The sequence below is a fragment of the Mycobacterium sp. NGS34 genome, from assembly GCF_059812845.1.
In genome coordinates this window covers 209,283-222,198 of sequence record NZ_JCALDM010000002.1, presented here as the reverse complement: position 1 = coordinate 222,198, position 12,916 = coordinate 209,283, and the positions used below count along the sequence as shown (strand labels likewise).

General features: G+C 66.7%; 16 protein-coding genes. 4 read left to right on the top strand and 12 right to left on the bottom strand.

Going from position 1 to position 12,916, the window contains the following annotated elements; genetic code table 11:
* Nucleotides 1–45: 45 nt before the first annotated feature.
* From rpsG to AC5Y7V_RS05940, 3 genes are all read right to left on the bottom strand, one after another.
* Entirely contained in the window at nt 46–516 is a 471-nt protein-coding gene (gene rpsG / locus AC5Y7V_RS05950) for a 30S ribosomal protein S7 (protein WP_067012878.1), read from the bottom strand.
* A complete protein-coding gene (rpsL, locus tag AC5Y7V_RS05945) occupies nt 516–890 on the bottom strand; it encodes a 30S ribosomal protein S12 (protein ID WP_003879423.1) in 375 nt (124 codons plus the stop codon). The genes rpsG and rpsL overlap by 1 nt, the downstream gene beginning before the upstream one ends.
* A gap of 598 nt (nt 891–1,488) precedes the next feature.
* A complete protein-coding gene (locus tag AC5Y7V_RS05940; RefSeq protein WP_499879123.1) occupies nt 1,489–2,343 on the bottom strand; it encodes an IS1 family transposase in 855 nt (284 codons plus the stop codon).
* 111 nt (nt 2,344–2,454) lie between these two features.
* Between AC5Y7V_RS05940 and AC5Y7V_RS05935 the strand changes: the two genes are divergently transcribed.
* Nucleotides 2,455–3,033 carry a hypothetical protein gene (locus AC5Y7V_RS05935; RefSeq protein ID WP_499879122.1) on the top strand — a complete coding sequence of 193 codons (579 nt, stop codon included), beginning with the start codon at nt 2,455–2,457 and terminating at the stop codon, nt 3,031–3,033.
* 229 nt (nt 3,034–3,262) lie between these two features.
* Here AC5Y7V_RS05935 and AC5Y7V_RS05930 read toward each other — a convergent pair whose 3' ends face one another.
* Nucleotides 3,263–3,502: a hypothetical protein gene (locus AC5Y7V_RS05930; RefSeq protein WP_499879121.1), complete on the bottom strand. Its 240-nt coding sequence runs from the start codon at nt 3,500–3,502 to the stop codon at nt 3,263–3,265.
* Between the two features lie 130 nt (nt 3,503–3,632).
* Complete coding sequence (locus tag AC5Y7V_RS05925) at nt 3,633–4,286, bottom strand: TetR/AcrR family transcriptional regulator (RefSeq protein ID WP_499879120.1); 654 nt, start codon at nt 4,284–4,286, stop codon at nt 3,633–3,635.
* A 116-nt stretch (nt 4,287–4,402) separates the two neighbouring features.
* Here AC5Y7V_RS05925 and AC5Y7V_RS05920 point away from each other — a divergent pair, with 116 nt between their 5' ends.
* Both AC5Y7V_RS05920 and AC5Y7V_RS05915 read left to right on the top strand, forming a co-directional pair.
* Nucleotides 4,403–4,777, top strand: coding sequence for a DUF3060 domain-containing protein (locus tag AC5Y7V_RS05920; RefSeq protein ID WP_499879119.1), 375 nt, complete (start codon nt 4,403–4,405; stop codon nt 4,775–4,777).
* Between the two features lie 34 nt (nt 4,778–4,811).
* Nucleotides 4,812–5,294, top strand: coding sequence for a DUF3060 domain-containing protein (locus tag AC5Y7V_RS05915; RefSeq protein ID WP_499879118.1), 483 nt, complete (start codon nt 4,812–4,814; stop codon nt 5,292–5,294).
* Between the two features lie 10 nt (nt 5,295–5,304).
* Here the strand turns inward: AC5Y7V_RS05915 and AC5Y7V_RS05910 are convergent, their stop codons facing one another.
* The 6 genes from AC5Y7V_RS05910 to AC5Y7V_RS05885 are packed head-to-tail and all read right to left on the bottom strand — an operon-like array spanning nt 5,305 to nt 11,017.
* Nucleotides 5,305–6,072, bottom strand: coding sequence for a crotonase/enoyl-CoA hydratase family protein (locus tag AC5Y7V_RS05910; protein ID WP_499879117.1), 768 nt, complete (start codon nt 6,070–6,072; stop codon nt 5,305–5,307).
* On the bottom strand, nt 6,069–6,788 hold the full coding sequence (locus tag AC5Y7V_RS05905) for a PaaX family transcriptional regulator C-terminal domain-containing protein (RefSeq protein ID WP_499879116.1): 720 nt from the start codon (nt 6,786–6,788) through the stop codon (nt 6,069–6,071). Before AC5Y7V_RS05905 ends, AC5Y7V_RS05910 begins: the two co-directional genes overlap by 4 nt.
* A gap of 3 nt (nt 6,789–6,791) precedes the next feature.
* Nucleotides 6,792–7,730, bottom strand: coding sequence for a crotonase/enoyl-CoA hydratase family protein (locus tag AC5Y7V_RS05900; RefSeq protein ID WP_499879115.1), 939 nt, complete (start codon nt 7,728–7,730; stop codon nt 6,792–6,794).
* A gap of 8 nt (nt 7,731–7,738) precedes the next feature.
* Nucleotides 7,739–9,367, bottom strand: coding sequence for an acyl-CoA dehydrogenase family protein (locus AC5Y7V_RS05895; protein ID WP_499879114.1), 1,629 nt, complete (start codon nt 9,365–9,367; stop codon nt 7,739–7,741).
* Nucleotides 9,368–9,414: 47 nt separating this feature from the next.
* On the bottom strand, nt 9,415–10,251 hold the full coding sequence (locus AC5Y7V_RS05890) for an extracellular catalytic domain type 1 short-chain-length polyhydroxyalkanoate depolymerase (protein WP_499879113.1): 837 nt from the start codon (nt 10,249–10,251) through the stop codon (nt 9,415–9,417).
* Nucleotides 10,252–10,261: 10 nt separating this feature from the next.
* On the bottom strand, nt 10,262–11,017 hold the full coding sequence (locus tag AC5Y7V_RS05885; RefSeq protein ID WP_499879112.1) for a deoxyribonuclease IV: 756 nt from the start codon (nt 11,015–11,017) through the stop codon (nt 10,262–10,264).
* Between the two features lie 640 nt (nt 11,018–11,657).
* Here AC5Y7V_RS05885 and AC5Y7V_RS05880 point away from each other — a divergent pair.
* Nucleotides 11,658–12,275 carry a hypothetical protein gene (locus tag AC5Y7V_RS05880; RefSeq protein WP_499879111.1) on the top strand — a complete coding sequence of 206 codons (618 nt, stop codon included), beginning with the start codon at nt 11,658–11,660 and terminating at the stop codon, nt 12,273–12,275.
* Here the strand turns inward: AC5Y7V_RS05880 and AC5Y7V_RS05875 are convergent.
* Nucleotides 12,272–12,808 (bottom strand): hypothetical protein, encoded by a 537-nt coding sequence (locus tag AC5Y7V_RS05875; protein WP_499879110.1) that lies wholly within the window; start codon nt 12,806–12,808, stop codon nt 12,272–12,274. The genes AC5Y7V_RS05880 and AC5Y7V_RS05875 overlap by 4 nt on opposite strands.
* Nucleotides 12,809–12,916: the final 108 nt, after the last annotated feature.

Below are 12,916 nucleotides of genomic sequence, written 5' to 3'. Positions count from 1 at the left end.
CTCGGTTGCTGTCTTTCTGGCCTCCCGCATCATCGCGGGCGGCTGTCACCAGCGATAATGCGCGAAGGCGCGGTTTGCCTCGGCCATCTTGTGGGTGTCCTCACGCCGCTTGACGGAGGCCCCGAGGCCGTTGCTGGCATCCAGGAGTTCGTTTGCCAGCCGCTCGATCATGGTCTTCTCACGGCGCTGCCGCGAGAAGCTGACAAGCCAGCGCAGCGCCAGCGTGGTGGACCGGTCCGGGCGCACCTCGACGGGCACCTGGTAAGTCGCACCACCGACGCGGCGGCTGCGCACCTCGAGGGCGGGCTTGACGTTGTCGAGAGCGCGCTTGAGCGTGATCACCGGGTCCGTGCCGGTCTTTTCGCGGGCTTGTTCGAGCGCTCCATAAACAATGCGCTCGGCGAGCGATTTCTTCCCCTTGAGCAGAACTTTGTTCACCAACTGGGTGACCAGCTGCGACCCGTATACCGGGTCGTTGACCAGCGGACGCTTGGGTGCGGGCCCCTTGCGTGGCATCAGCTCTTCTCCTTCTTGGCGCCGTAACGGCTACGAGCCTGCTTGCGGTTCTTGACGCCCTGCGTGTCGAGCGAACCGCGGATTATCTTGTACCGGACACCGGGCAGGTCCTTAACCCGGCCACCACGAACCAGCACCATCGAGTGCTCCTGCAGGTTGTGGCCCTCGCCGGGGATGTACGCCGTGACCTCGACCTGACTCGTCAGCTTGACGCGCGCGACCTTCCGAAGAGCCGAGTTCGGCTTCTTCGGGGTGGTGGTGTACACGCGGGTGCATACGCCACGGCGCTGCGGGCTGCCCTTCAGAGCCGCGGTCTTGACCTTTCCGATCTTGTCCCGACGACCCTTGCGGACCAGCTGCTGAATGGTTGGCATCTAGGAGGCTTTCTGTGTCGAAGTTTGCGTTCTGGCTCGGCTGTTAAGTCTGTGTACTGCAGTTTTGCCCCGCCCCGGGCTAACTCCTGTACCCCGCGGCCGGGTGTGTCGCAAGCGCTCAGCACGGAATTCCATCCGATGCGTCGTGGACATGCGAATTAGCCCGGCATCCGTTCCCTTACGTCAGGCGCCGTAAGCCGCCAGGCACGAGCTACCACAATACCCGCCGCCGGTCTCGCAGGTCAAAGCGGCGATCATCGGGGTAGTGGGTCAGTTTGAAGGGCTTTGCGCTCCGCACTGTGGCGGGAGTGGTTCGCAAGTAGCGTTTTGTGTACCTCGATTGCGTCCAAGAGGTGTGGATTCCCCGATCTGTCCTATCTGGTTTCAGGCGCCAGCCACGATTTTGACGGGATTTTCGCGCACAGGCCGACGTACTCGGCGTCTTTTGGTGACCTGAGATTAGGTGAGGCATAGGCGCGTAGAGTCAACTGCGTCGCGGCTAGGCAGGGCTCGGCAGGGCATGACGCGGCTCGGCTAGGTAAGGCAGGCAAGGTTAGGAATCCCGGTTGTGGCTTGCAGCTACGACCGGGATTCCTCTTTAGTCGAGTAGCGCGGCGATGTCGCGGTGCGTCCAGACGCGGTTCTCGACACCGGCGGCCATCGCGGGCGTTACCTGGTGCCCTCCGGCCTTCTTGGTGAGTGTCTGGTGCGGCCGGGCGAAGTTGTAGTTCATGTAATGCAGCGAGACCGCATGCGCCAGGTTCTCCACCTTCTTACTGAAACCGTTGGTGAGGCGGGTGAATCGGCGCATACCCATCCGCATCGACAGGTTTTGCCGTTCGACGTATGAGGTGCTGGCCTTCGCCAACGCGGGATGTCCTTGCACGGCCCGCACCTCAATGCCGGTGCAGACGGCGGGGCTGTAGCGGCGCTCGTTGTCGACGCCAGTAGGGGCGTCGTAGAGCTTGTGCAGTACGGCGTAGTCGATGTCTGCGCCGAATGCGGCCTCGACAGCGCTCACATACAGGTGCAGCCCATCGGTGGTCAACTGAATGCGGTTACTCAGCCGAGATGCCAAGTCCCGCATGAACACTTCGGCGTCGAACCCGGTGCGCTCACCGACCAGCCAGCTCGGCACCAACTTGGTGTCAGCGCACAGCGCCGTCCAGGTCCACACGTCGCCGTAGCCGAACTCGCCCCGGTGCTCGTTGGGGACGTTCTTCTGCTTGGCGTAACAGAACGACCAGATTTCGTCGCACTGAATGTTCTTGCACGGCAGATCCACTAGTGCGCCGTCCTGGTATTCGGCGCACGCCCGACCGAGATCCACCAACAGTTTGGTGATGGTGTTCTTGCTGGCCCCGGTCACGCGCACCGTGGCGCGAATACTCAACCCCTCACACAAGCAGGACACGATCTGCGCCCGCCGATCCGTGGAGAGCCGGTTGACCATGCCCTAATTATGCTTGAGCCAACGGTCAGTTTCAAGGGGCATGCACCAGAAAGTTTAATTACAACGCTGTCATAATCCGCGGAGTGTGGGGGCGTGGTATCGTTTCGGTTTATGACGAGCGCACAGGGCAGCATGGTAGTGGCGTTGGCGCGCCTAGACAGAGACATCGCTGATGCCGAGGACCGCCTTGCACGTTTACGGGCAATGCGCGAAAACATCGGCCCGTTCATCGAGCAATACATGGCCGCATCGCCCACCGATGACGCTAACGAACCAACCGACACGGTGACTTCAACATCAACCGACAAGACGACCTTCACCGACGCGGTTATCAACTTGTTCGAACAGCATCCCGACGCGGTCCTTGACCTCGACGAAATCGAGCAACTACTGAAGGCGCACCGGTCAGACGCCACGAGGGAACGGGTAAAGAACACCGTTAATTACATCGTCCGCCAGGGAAAACTGGATCGCGGACATCGGCGCGGCACCTACACCCTCAGAGACACCTCAACCCCGGTTGCAGCCGGGGTTGAGGTTAACGAGGAGCTGAACGGCAGCTCCTCCCGAGAGGAAGGAGAAGGTCGAGATGACACCTCGGCGCTCCTTCACGATCAGGGGGGTAGTACGCATCGCGTGCCTAACCCTTTTGATCGTGTTGGTGATCGAACCCCCATAGGAGGTAGTTGACCACCGCCCGTGGCCTCGTCGAAAGGCGAGGTCACGGGCCTCTCACACTGGGCGGTGCACGGTGCCGGGCGGGAGTCTGGAAACCTTTGCCCGAGGGGTTCGAATCCCCTACCGTCCACCTGGTTCATTTGTTTCGTTGCGTAGCGCAACATCTCAAGTATACGGCAGACCTCGAAAAACGAGGTTTTGAATCGGTTACGGAAAAATTTTCGAGAGCTACGCGCTTCGTCTAGATTTTGTGCCAACGGCTCGCGGCGGCCTTTTTCGCGATCTCGCTCCGCTGCTCGGCTGTCAACTTCTCGGCGCGCGCCCGGCCGCCCTTTAGGCCGCCCTTGCGGCCCAGCTCGATCGCAGCCGGATCTTTGCCGTTGCGGATTCCTGGTTCTGGCGTCTCGTCGGTAGCGTCGTTCACGATGGACGCGGCGAGCGCATTGAGGTCGCGTGGACGCTTGCGTGACCGGTCAGGCATATTCCCATCATCCCACGGGTTCGGCGCGGCGCCCAGCGCCCGGTGATTCAAACTGACCCACTACCATCATCGGACTCGTGGCGATCGCAAGCGCGGCGCAGCCGGGCGCAGCGGGTCGCCACCTTCGGGCTCAGTTCGGGGCGGCATGCTGGTGCGCGGAGCGCCTTTCCAGCCCCTCCAAACCGCGGGCCAGCCGCAACACCATGTCGGAGAACAGCGCGTCGGTGTCGATGTCGTCCATGACGCCGGTCATCTCCAGCAGCACGAAGCCATGCATCGCGGACCAGAACTCCAGCGCGGCGTGGAACGCCGCGACCCCGTCCAGGCCGTAGGACGCTAGCACGGCGATCACCGGCGCCGCCGCGCCCCTGGTGGCGGAGGCGTACTCGGGGTCGTCGCCGCCCAGCGGCATCCGGGTGAAGGCCGAGTACCGGCCGGGGTGGTGGTGCGCGTAGCTGCGGTAGGCGGCGGCCATGACGAGCACGGCGTCGTCGCGGGCGCGGCCCTCGCCGACCCGGTTCAGCATGGTGATGATGTCGTCGATGACCCGGATCCGCACCGCACGGCGCAGGTCCTCGAGGCTGTCCACGTGGTTGTACAGCGACGGGCCCTTGGTGCCCAGCTGCGTGGCCAGCGCGTTGATGGTCAGCGAGTCCCATCCCTCCCGGTCCAGGAAGGTCAGCGCGCCGTCGACGATGCCGTCGCGGCTCAGTTTGGCCGGGCGGGAGCCCGACTTCGTGGCGCGCTGGCGCCCAGCCGCCGGCGGCGGTTCCGGAGCTGCCATGGCGATCGCCCTTCGATTGATCCCGGGTGGGTTGACTAATGACTCTAGTTGACGGCGGCCGGGAAACTCGTAGGCTCATTCGAGCGGATTCACCCGTCTTTAAAAGGGGGCGTGCAGTGAACTGGATAACCGTCGCGGGGCCGCTGGTCACCTGTGCCGTCGTCGCAGCCGCCCCCGTCGCCCCGGCGCCGGACGCGCAGGCCAAGAACGGCGACACCCATATCACCGGGCAGGGCGTCGAGCAGACCCTGGACTGCAACGACGCCACCCTGATCGTCAACGGCACCGCCAACATCATCAACGCCAAGGGAAACTGCTGGGCGGTCACGGTCATGGGGTCGGGCAACACCGTCATCGCGGACTCGGTCACCCACGACATCACCGTGTACGGGTACGACGAGACCGTCTTCTTCCACGGCGGTTCGCCGGTCCTCTGGGACCGCGGACGCGAACTGGGCATGACCAACCGGCTCCAGCAGGTGCCGGGCTGAGGTACGGCAGAACTCAACGGGGAATCGAGGATCGATGCGTGACCACATCACCGACCGCTCGTCCAGGCTGGCCGCGCTCGCCCTGGTGCCGGCCGCCGCGGCCCTAGTGCTGGCGGGCTGCAGTTCGACGGCCAATCCGCCCGGCGGGGCAACGACGACCACGACGAAGAGCACCGCCACCACGACGAGCGGCGCGGCCGCGCCGACGAGCTCGAGCGGGGCGAGCACGACCGCCTCCATCGAGATCGGGAACTCGCTGAACTACGGGTCGATGGGGACCACGGCCACGCTCGATTGCGCCAACGGCAAGACGCTCAACGTCGGCGGCTCCAACAACACGCTGACCGTCACCGGCACCTGCGCGACGGTGACCATCGGTGGCGCCAACAACAAGATCACCCTCGACAAGGTCGACACGCGCATCAGCGTGGTGGGGTTCAACAACACCGTCACCTATAAGGACGGCGAGCCGAAGGTCGACAACCTCGGCTCGGGCAACACCATCAGCAAAGGCTAGGGCCGCCAGGCTAATTCGCGGGCGCGCCGTGGCGCCCGGCGCCCGCGGCGAAACGCCGAGCCCCTTCCATCGCGACGGCGGAGACGCGATGCATGCTCGCGAACTCGAAGTCCAGCGCCTCGGATTCCCTCATTCCCCACTGGCTGAGCGCCGAGAGCCGGTCGGAGCGCATACAGGCCTGCGGCAGTGCGGCCAATTCAGCGGCCAACTTCTCGGCGGCCTGCCGGGCGTGGCCCTTGGGCACCACGCGGTTAACCAGACCCATGGCCATCGCTTCGTCGGCTTTGACACCGCGGCCGGTGAGAATCATGTCCATCGCCCGGCTGTGCCCGATCAACCGGGGCAGCCGCACGGTCCCGCCGTCGATCAGGGGCACGCCCCAGCGCCGGCAGAACACGCCGAACACGGCGTCCTCCTCGGCCACCCGCAGGTCGCACCAGACGGCCAGCTCAAGCCCTCCCGCTACCGCGTAGCCGCTCACCGCGGCGATCACCGGTTTGGATAGCACCATTCGCGACGGGCCCATCGGGCCGGGGCCCGTGCGGTGTACCTGATTGGCGTCCGGCGTGTCGAATGCCTTCAAATCGGCTCCGGCGCAAAAGGTTCCGCCGTCGCCCCAGAGCACGGCGACCGATGCGGTGTCGTCGCGGTCGAAGTCCTCGAACGCCGCGTAGAGCGCGGCGGCCGTGGGGCCGTTGACGGCGTTGCGCGCCCCCGGCCGGTCGATGATCACCGTGGTGACCGGGCCATTGCGCTCGATACGCACCGGATCGCTCATTTTGCCTCCGCGAATAGTGGTTCCCGCCGCTGCAGCAGTTCAGTGGCGAAGTCGTGGTACGCCGCACGCAGCCGCGCACCGGGCCAGTCGGCGGGCAGCAGTTCGTCGGGCAGGACCGGGTCGGTGAGCAGGTGCCGCACCGTCGCCGCGGCCACCACGAACCGCGCGGGTACGTCCGGCGCGGCGGCCATCTCGTCGAGCAGCCGGTTGCCGGCCCCGGCCCAGGCGGGCAGGTCCCACAGCTGCGCGGCCAGCTCGGCGGCGTCGTCGACGCGCGCCCGCAGGACCCGCACCCGGGCGTCGATCTCGGGATCGAGGTCGGGCTCCAGGTTATCGGGGCGCATCCACACGCCCTCGCGCAGTTCACCGAAGCGCTTGTCGTGCATGGCGTTCCGCAGCGCAGCCCGGGTGCGGGCGTCGCCGCCCACGCTGGTCACGATCAGCGTGATCCACTCCCCGCCCCACGGGCGGACCCGTGGGTCGATGGCGTCGTCCTGGCGGCGCTGGCGGGCCAGCAGGCGATCGGAGAGCCGGTAGCCGTCGGCGGACCGGATCAGGTCGCCGGCGCCGACCATGCGGGTCAGCGCGACGCGCAGCGTGGTCTCTTTGATCCCGAAATCCGCAGTGAGCCTGACTAATTCGCTGGCCCGAGCGTGCGCCGGGTGGGCGCCGAGCAGCACGCTGAGCACCACCGACCGGGCCGTCATGTCGGGCATGGCTTACACCTGTGACGCGCGGCGGCCGTGGTCACCGAAGGGCTCGTCGCGATGGCGAACCGCCTCCCGGAAACCGTGCTCGACCGCGTCGGCCACGAAGGCGTGGCCCTCGGGCGTGTGGCGCGCGACGCCGTCGAAGACGGTGCTGACCATCCTGCTGGTGGCCACTCCCTGTTGCAGCAGAGCCGAATTGAGCGCCAGCTTGACCATGATCAGCTGGTTGACCGGCACCGCGGCGATCCGTTCGACCAGTCGCTCGGTCCGCTCATCGAGGTCCTTCGGGTCCGGCGCTTCGACGGCAAGGCCCCACTCGGCGGCCTGCGCGCCGGTGATGCAATCCCCGGTCAGCAGCAGGCGTTTCGCGCGCTGGTCGCCGAGCCGGTGGGCCCACAGGCCGGCCGCGGGGACGCCCCACACCCGGGTCGGCGGGTAGCCGATCTTGGCGTCGGCGGCGGCGATCACCTGGTCGGCGTGCAGCGCGATGTCGGTGCCGCCGGCCACGCAGTAGCCGTGGATCTTGACCACCGTCGGCTTGTCGGCGTGCATCAGGCTGGAAAACCCGCGCACGAATCGGCTCATCATCTGGTAGTCGATCATCGGGTCCCACGGCTGATCCGGCAGGTGGTTGACCGCCTGGGCCTTGCCGTCCAGCACGGTGCCCTGATACGCGCCGGTTCCCCCGGCCGACCCCGTGCGATCGGCGTAGGCGGATAAGTCGAAGCCCGCGCAGAAGCCCTCGCCGCGCCCCGACACGAGGATGACGTGGACGCCCGGGTCGAGGTCGGCGCGCTCCACCAGCGCCGAGAGCTCGAGCGGGGTGTCCGCGACGATCGCGTTGCCCTTCTCCGGCCTGTTGAAGGTGATGCGCGCAACCCGATCCGTGACCTCGTAGGTCATGGTTTTCAGGTTGTCGAAGTCGACCGGCCTGATCGCGTGGGTCATGTTGTGGCTCAGCCCTTTACCAGCGAGCGCTCCAGGATGGGGGCGAGGTCCAGCCCTTCCGGCATGGTGCCGAACGCACCGCCCCACCGGCCGTCGAGCCGGGTGGCCAGGAACGCCTCGGCGACGGCGGGGTGGCCGTGCCGCACCAGCAGCGAGCCCTGCAGCGCCAGGCAGATGTCCTCGGCGACCTTGCGGGCGCGGTAGGCGATGTTGTCCAGGTCGGCCAGTTGCCCCCGCAGCTTTTCCACATGGCCGTCCAGCCGGTGATCCTGGCCCGCGGTCTGGGCCAGCTCGCCGAACAACACCTCGACGCACTCGGGGCGGGTTGCCATGGCGCGCAACGTGTCCAGCGCGCTGACGTTGCCCGAGCCCTCCCAGATGCCCATCAGCGGCGCCTCACGGAACAGTCGCGGCATGCCGGAGTCCTCGACATAACCGTTGCCGCCCAGGCATTCCAGCGCCTCGGCGGCGTGCGGGGTGGCGCGCTTGCACACCCAGTACTTGCTGGCGGCCAAGCCGATCCGGCGCAGCAGCGCCTCGGTCTCGTCGCCGCGCACCGCCTTGTCGGTGGCGCCGGCCATCCGCATCGCGACGATCGTGGCCGCCTCGGCCTCGACGGCGAGGTCGGCGAGCACGTTGCGCATCAGCGGCTGGTCGATCAGGTAGGCGCCGAACGCCTTTCGGTGCTGGGCATGGTGGATGGCGCGGGTCAGGCCGGTGCGCATGCTGGTGGCGCTGCCGAGCGTGCAGTCCAGCCGGGTGAGGTTGACCATCTCGATGATCGTGGGGACGCCGCGGCCCTCCTCGCCCACCAGCCACGCGGTGGCGCCGTCGTATTCGACCTCGCTGGACGCGTTGGCGTGGTTGCCGAGCTTGTCCTTCAGCCGCTGCAGGAACATCCGGTTGCGGGTGCCGTCGGGCAGTATCCGCGGCAGCAGGAAGCAGGACAGCCCGCCCGGCGCCTGCGCCAGCACCAGGAAGATGTCGCACATCGGCGCCGAGGTGAACCACTTGTGGCCGGTGAGGCTGTAGCTGCCATCGGCATTGGGGGTCGCCTGGGTGGTGCCGGCGCGCACGTCGGAGCCGCCCTGCTTCTCGGTCATCGACATGCCCGCGGTGATGCCGGCCTTCGTGGTGGCCAGTTTCAGCTCGGGGTCGTACTCGCGACTGGTCAGCAGCGGCTCGTAAACCGCCGCCAGTTCGGCGTTGTGGCGCAGCGCCGGGACGACGGCGTACGTCATCGAGACGGGGCAGGTGTGTCCGGGCTCGACGTTCCAGACCGACATCTTGGCGGCGCGCACCACGTGCGCGCCCGGCCGCGCGTCGGCCCAGGGCGCCGCATGGATGCCGTGGGCGATCGCCGCGCGCATCAGCTCGTGATAGGCCGGGTCGTACTCGATCTCGTCGACGCGGTGGCCATACTGGTCGTGGGTGTGCAGCACCGGCCGGTTGCGGTCGGCGAGCTCGCCCCAGCGCTGCGCCTCGCGGCTGCCCGCAAGCGCCCCAAGCTCATTCACCTCTTCCAGACCCCACTGCCCGCCCTCGCGGATCAGTGCCTCGGCGAGCACGGCGGACGTGGCCGGGTTGTAGTTCTCCAGGGGCGGAACCTGGTTGGTCACGACATGGGTATCGGGCATGCCACCCATGTTACAGTTTTCCGACAGTCGCACAAGAGCTGTAATGATCAGCGCGGGTGCGCCGCGAAGAACTGCCACAGCGCCTTGGTCGCGAACGGCGGCCACTCGTGGCCGCCGCCGTCCACGGTGATCAGGACGACGCCCCGGTTGTCGGCGCACGCGGCCGTCGAGGTCGTCACCGGCCCGTTGCCGGTGGAGTTGGGGGCGCCGCATTGATCGACGTTGCGCCAGAACGCGTTCACCTCTGGCACCGACGGGCCGTTGATGACGCTGAAACCCTGCCCGCCGCCGTACGGGACGAGCCGGTCGGCGGTGCCGTGAATGTGGATGACCGACGCCGGCTGCGGGTTCCGGCAGGTGCTCAGCTGGGTGCCGGCGACGGGGCCGACGGCCGCGAAAATGCCGGTGGCGCACGCCAGCGTGAGGGACATGATGGCGCCGTTGCTCATGCCGGTGGCGTAGACCTTGGCGGGGTCGATGCCGACGTTGCGGGCGATGTCGGCGACGGCCGCGCTGATGAAGGCGACGTCGTCGACGCCTTCGCGTCCCGGGCGGCCGCAGCACCCCTCCCCGTCGACGTTCCAGGCCCGGTCGAGGCCGTCCGGATAGGCGACGACGAACTTGGCGGAATCGGCCAAACGGTCCCAGCCATAACCCCTTTCGGCTTGCGCGGCACTGCCGGAATAGCCGTGCATGACGACCACCAGCGGAGCCGGCGCGGGCACCCCCGCAGGCTTGTAGAGCCGATAGTCGCGATCGTGCCCGCCGATGTCGATGTGGTGGCTGCTGGTGCCGGTGACGAATCCCGACGGCAGCTCGGGCCAGGGCGAGCAACCGGCGACCAGGATGAGCACTCCGAAAAGCGTCGCCAGCCGACCGAGCATAGGCCGTGGATCAGCCGCCGGTGTTTTCCCGCAGGAACGCGATGTCGTCCTTGCGGCCCTCGTCCGCGGTCTCGCAGATCACCGGGGCGTCGGCGGCCTTGACCACCGCGACGAGCAGCTCGGGATCGATCTGGCCGGTGCCGAAGTTGGCGTGCCGGTCGGCGCCGGAGCCCGCGGCGTCCCTCGAGTCGTTGCAGTGCACCAGGTCGATGCGGCCGGTCAGGGCCTTGATCCGGTCGACCGCGTCGATCAGCTCCTCGCCCGCTGCCCACGCGTGGCAGGTGTCCAGGCAGAAGCCAATGCCCTTGTCGCCGATGTGATCCCAGAGCCGGCCGATGGTGTCGAAGTGGCGGGCCATGGCGTGGTCGCCACCCGCCGTGTTCTCCAGGTACACGCGCACGTCGGTTTCGAGGTAGTCCAGCGCCTTGACCCACCGCTCGAAGCCGGCCTCCATGTCGTTGTCGTCGGCGTGACCGCCGTGCACGATCACCGCCGTCGCGCCGATCGCCGCGGCCGCGTCGCAGGTGTCCTGCAGGATCTTGCGCGACGGGATGCGGACCCGGTTGTTGGCCGAGGCGACGTTGATGAGGTACGGCGCGTGGACGTACAGGGGCAGGGCGGACGCCTTCAGCGTCTCGGCATCGTCGCGCGGCTTGGGCTTCTTCCAGCTCTGCGGGTTGCCGAGGAAGAATTGCACCACGTCGGCGCCGTCGGCCTGGGCGGCGGACAGGGGATCGTCGGAGTGGACGTGCGAACCGATGAGCACGAGGGCCAGTGTAGTGAGGCGTGCCGACGCGCGGCGACGCCGTCGCCCACACCGGCAAGGCATCTGCCGGTGACTTGCTGAGTGACTTTCGCCGCCCACAAGAGCGAATAAAATCGCTCTCATGCAGCCAGTGCGGGTGGAGACCACCGCGGTGCGGGCGATGGCCGGCCGGTGGGCCGCGTCCGCTGGCGAACTCACCGAGGCAGTCAGGGAAGAACCCCAAGGTGCACTTGCCACTTTCGCCGTTTGTCGATGATCCGCCGCAGCTGCCGCCAGTACTCGATCCCCCTGCAACGGCGCCAGCTCCACCGGAGCCCGGTCACCCCATACCGGTATCGCTGCCACCGACTCAGTTCGCCGACCCGGCTGACCTACCGCCGTGGTTGAAAGATCCGTCGCCGCCGGGATTCACCATCAGTCCGGTGCAGCAGCCGCCAGTGTTTGGCTGGGATCAGCCGGATGTGCCAGCACCACCGGCGACGCACCCTGGGCCGTCGCCGGGTGGCCACGCATGGCTGCCGGACATCGGCCACGATCTCAGTGAGGGAGGCAAGCAAGTGTTCGGATGGGTTGTGGTCGGGGGAGTCTTGGTGTGGACGATCCTCTCCGGAGGCAGCCAAGGTGGTGAGGCGGCCGTGCCATGAGCGCGCCGTCGCCGTCACCGCGCTGGCGGCCTCTGCCCGCAGCCTCGCTGGTCGACGCGTTTCGGGAAGACGAAGACATCGAAGATATCGAAGCATTGTCCGGAGCCGAGATACCGGAATGGTTGCAGCGGTTGAGTATTCCCATGAATTGGCACTTGCTTGCGCTTCCCGACATTCCCGGTCAGCAGGTAGCGCGGATGGCGGTGTGTGGACCGCTCGGCAACGGCGAGTGGGAGGCTGCCGAGACGATCAGCGTCTTCGGCTATACCGGCTGGCCCGCCTTTTACGACGTGCTGCGCCACGCCGATCGCACGCTGCGCGGTCTCAACGCCACCGGCATCGAGGTTCAGGTCTTACCCGTCCCTCCGATCCAATGGACGGCCGCAGTGCGTTGCAGCGGCATCACCCTCATTGGGAACCGAAGTGTGTGGGTCCAGCTGAGCAACTATGTCGCCGGATCTGAACAGCCGCACGCGGGTCGGCTCATCGTGCACAGCCTCTTGGTCGATAGCGATTGTCTGCCTCGGCTGACCCAGGACGTCACCCAGCTGAGCGAAGGGGTGCATCAGGGATTCGTTGCCGCACGTCTCAACCGTACGGAACCGGTTAATTAGTCGTCGCTCGCCACCAGCAGCGCCACAATGTTCGTCTGGCGATTGATCAAGACGAATTCGTGAAATCCATCTGAGCCGACCACGTAACCCCAGTCATGCTGGGCGGTGTCGCGCATATCTGGCAGCTGGTAGCGGCTGGTTGCTTCTCGGATCCGCGGGTAGACCTCACGTTCCATGGCTGCGCGGTCATCGTCGGCTAACGGGACTGTGTAGTCGGCCCAGGTACGGATCAATGCCTCGGCATCAGCGGACGCCACCGGGGAAAACACCTCAGGAGTGATGGCATTCAACCAGTACGGGCCGTGAATGGTCTCGGCGTCCTTGAACTCCGGTGCGGCGTAGCTGTCGCGGTAGCGCGGGTGGTGGATCAACAATGCCAACACCTGGTGGTCGTCCGCGGCGGGTGGCAGCGCGAACAACTTGATCAGCACCCATTGCCGACTGGTTCGGAAGTTGATGAACACGTCTCCCTCGTAAACCAACAATTCCTCGGCGGGCCTGGCACCAACCCCGACGCCACCTGGCTCGTCCATCGCTTGTCACCTCCTCTCCTAAGAGCACACGCGAAATGTCGCCGCGAAGCAAGCCACCGCTGCTCCTCTGCGGTGTCGCAGAACACCCCGGCGTCGGCGGCTTTGACC

Coding starts and splice junctions, on each gene's coding strand:
- AC5Y7V_RS05875 (WP_499879110.1), bottom strand. CDS start 12,808: ATGGACGAGCCAGGTGGCGTCGGGGTTGGTGCCAGGCCCGCCGAGGAA.
- AC5Y7V_RS05895 (WP_499879114.1), bottom strand. CDS start 9,367: ATGCCCGATACCCATGTCGTGACCAACCAGGTTCCGCCCCTGGAGAAC.
- rpsL (WP_003879423.1), bottom strand. CDS start 890: ATGCCAACCATTCAGCAGCTGGTCCGCAAGGGTCGTCGGGACAAGATC.
- rpsG (WP_067012878.1), bottom strand. CDS start 516: ATGCCACGCAAGGGGCCCGCACCCAAGCGTCCGCTGGTCAACGACCCG.
- AC5Y7V_RS05880 (WP_499879111.1), top strand. CDS start 11,658: ATGAGCGCGCCGTCGCCGTCACCGCGCTGGCGGCCTCTGCCCGCAGCC.
- AC5Y7V_RS05910 (WP_499879117.1), bottom strand. CDS start 6,072: ATGAGCGATCCGGTGCGTATCGAGCGCAATGGCCCGGTCACCACGGTG.
- AC5Y7V_RS05905 (WP_499879116.1), bottom strand. CDS start 6,788: ATGCCCGACATGACGGCCCGGTCGGTGGTGCTCAGCGTGCTGCTCGGC.
- AC5Y7V_RS05935 (WP_499879122.1), top strand. CDS start 2,455: ATGACGAGCGCACAGGGCAGCATGGTAGTGGCGTTGGCGCGCCTAGAC.
- AC5Y7V_RS05915 (WP_499879118.1), top strand. CDS start 4,812: ATGCGTGACCACATCACCGACCGCTCGTCCAGGCTGGCCGCGCTCGCC.
- AC5Y7V_RS05940 (WP_499879123.1), bottom strand. CDS start 2,343: ATGGTCAACCGGCTCTCCACGGATCGGCGGGCGCAGATCGTGTCCTGC.
- AC5Y7V_RS05930 (WP_499879121.1), bottom strand. CDS start 3,502: ATGCCTGACCGGTCACGCAAGCGTCCACGCGACCTCAATGCGCTCGCC.
- AC5Y7V_RS05890 (WP_499879113.1), bottom strand. CDS start 10,251: ATGCTCGGTCGGCTGGCGACGCTTTTCGGAGTGCTCATCCTGGTCGCC.
- AC5Y7V_RS05900 (WP_499879115.1), bottom strand. CDS start 7,730: ATGACCCACGCGATCAGGCCGGTCGACTTCGACAACCTGAAAACCATG.
- AC5Y7V_RS05925 (WP_499879120.1), bottom strand. CDS start 4,286: ATGGCAGCTCCGGAACCGCCGCCGGCGGCTGGGCGCCAGCGCGCCACG.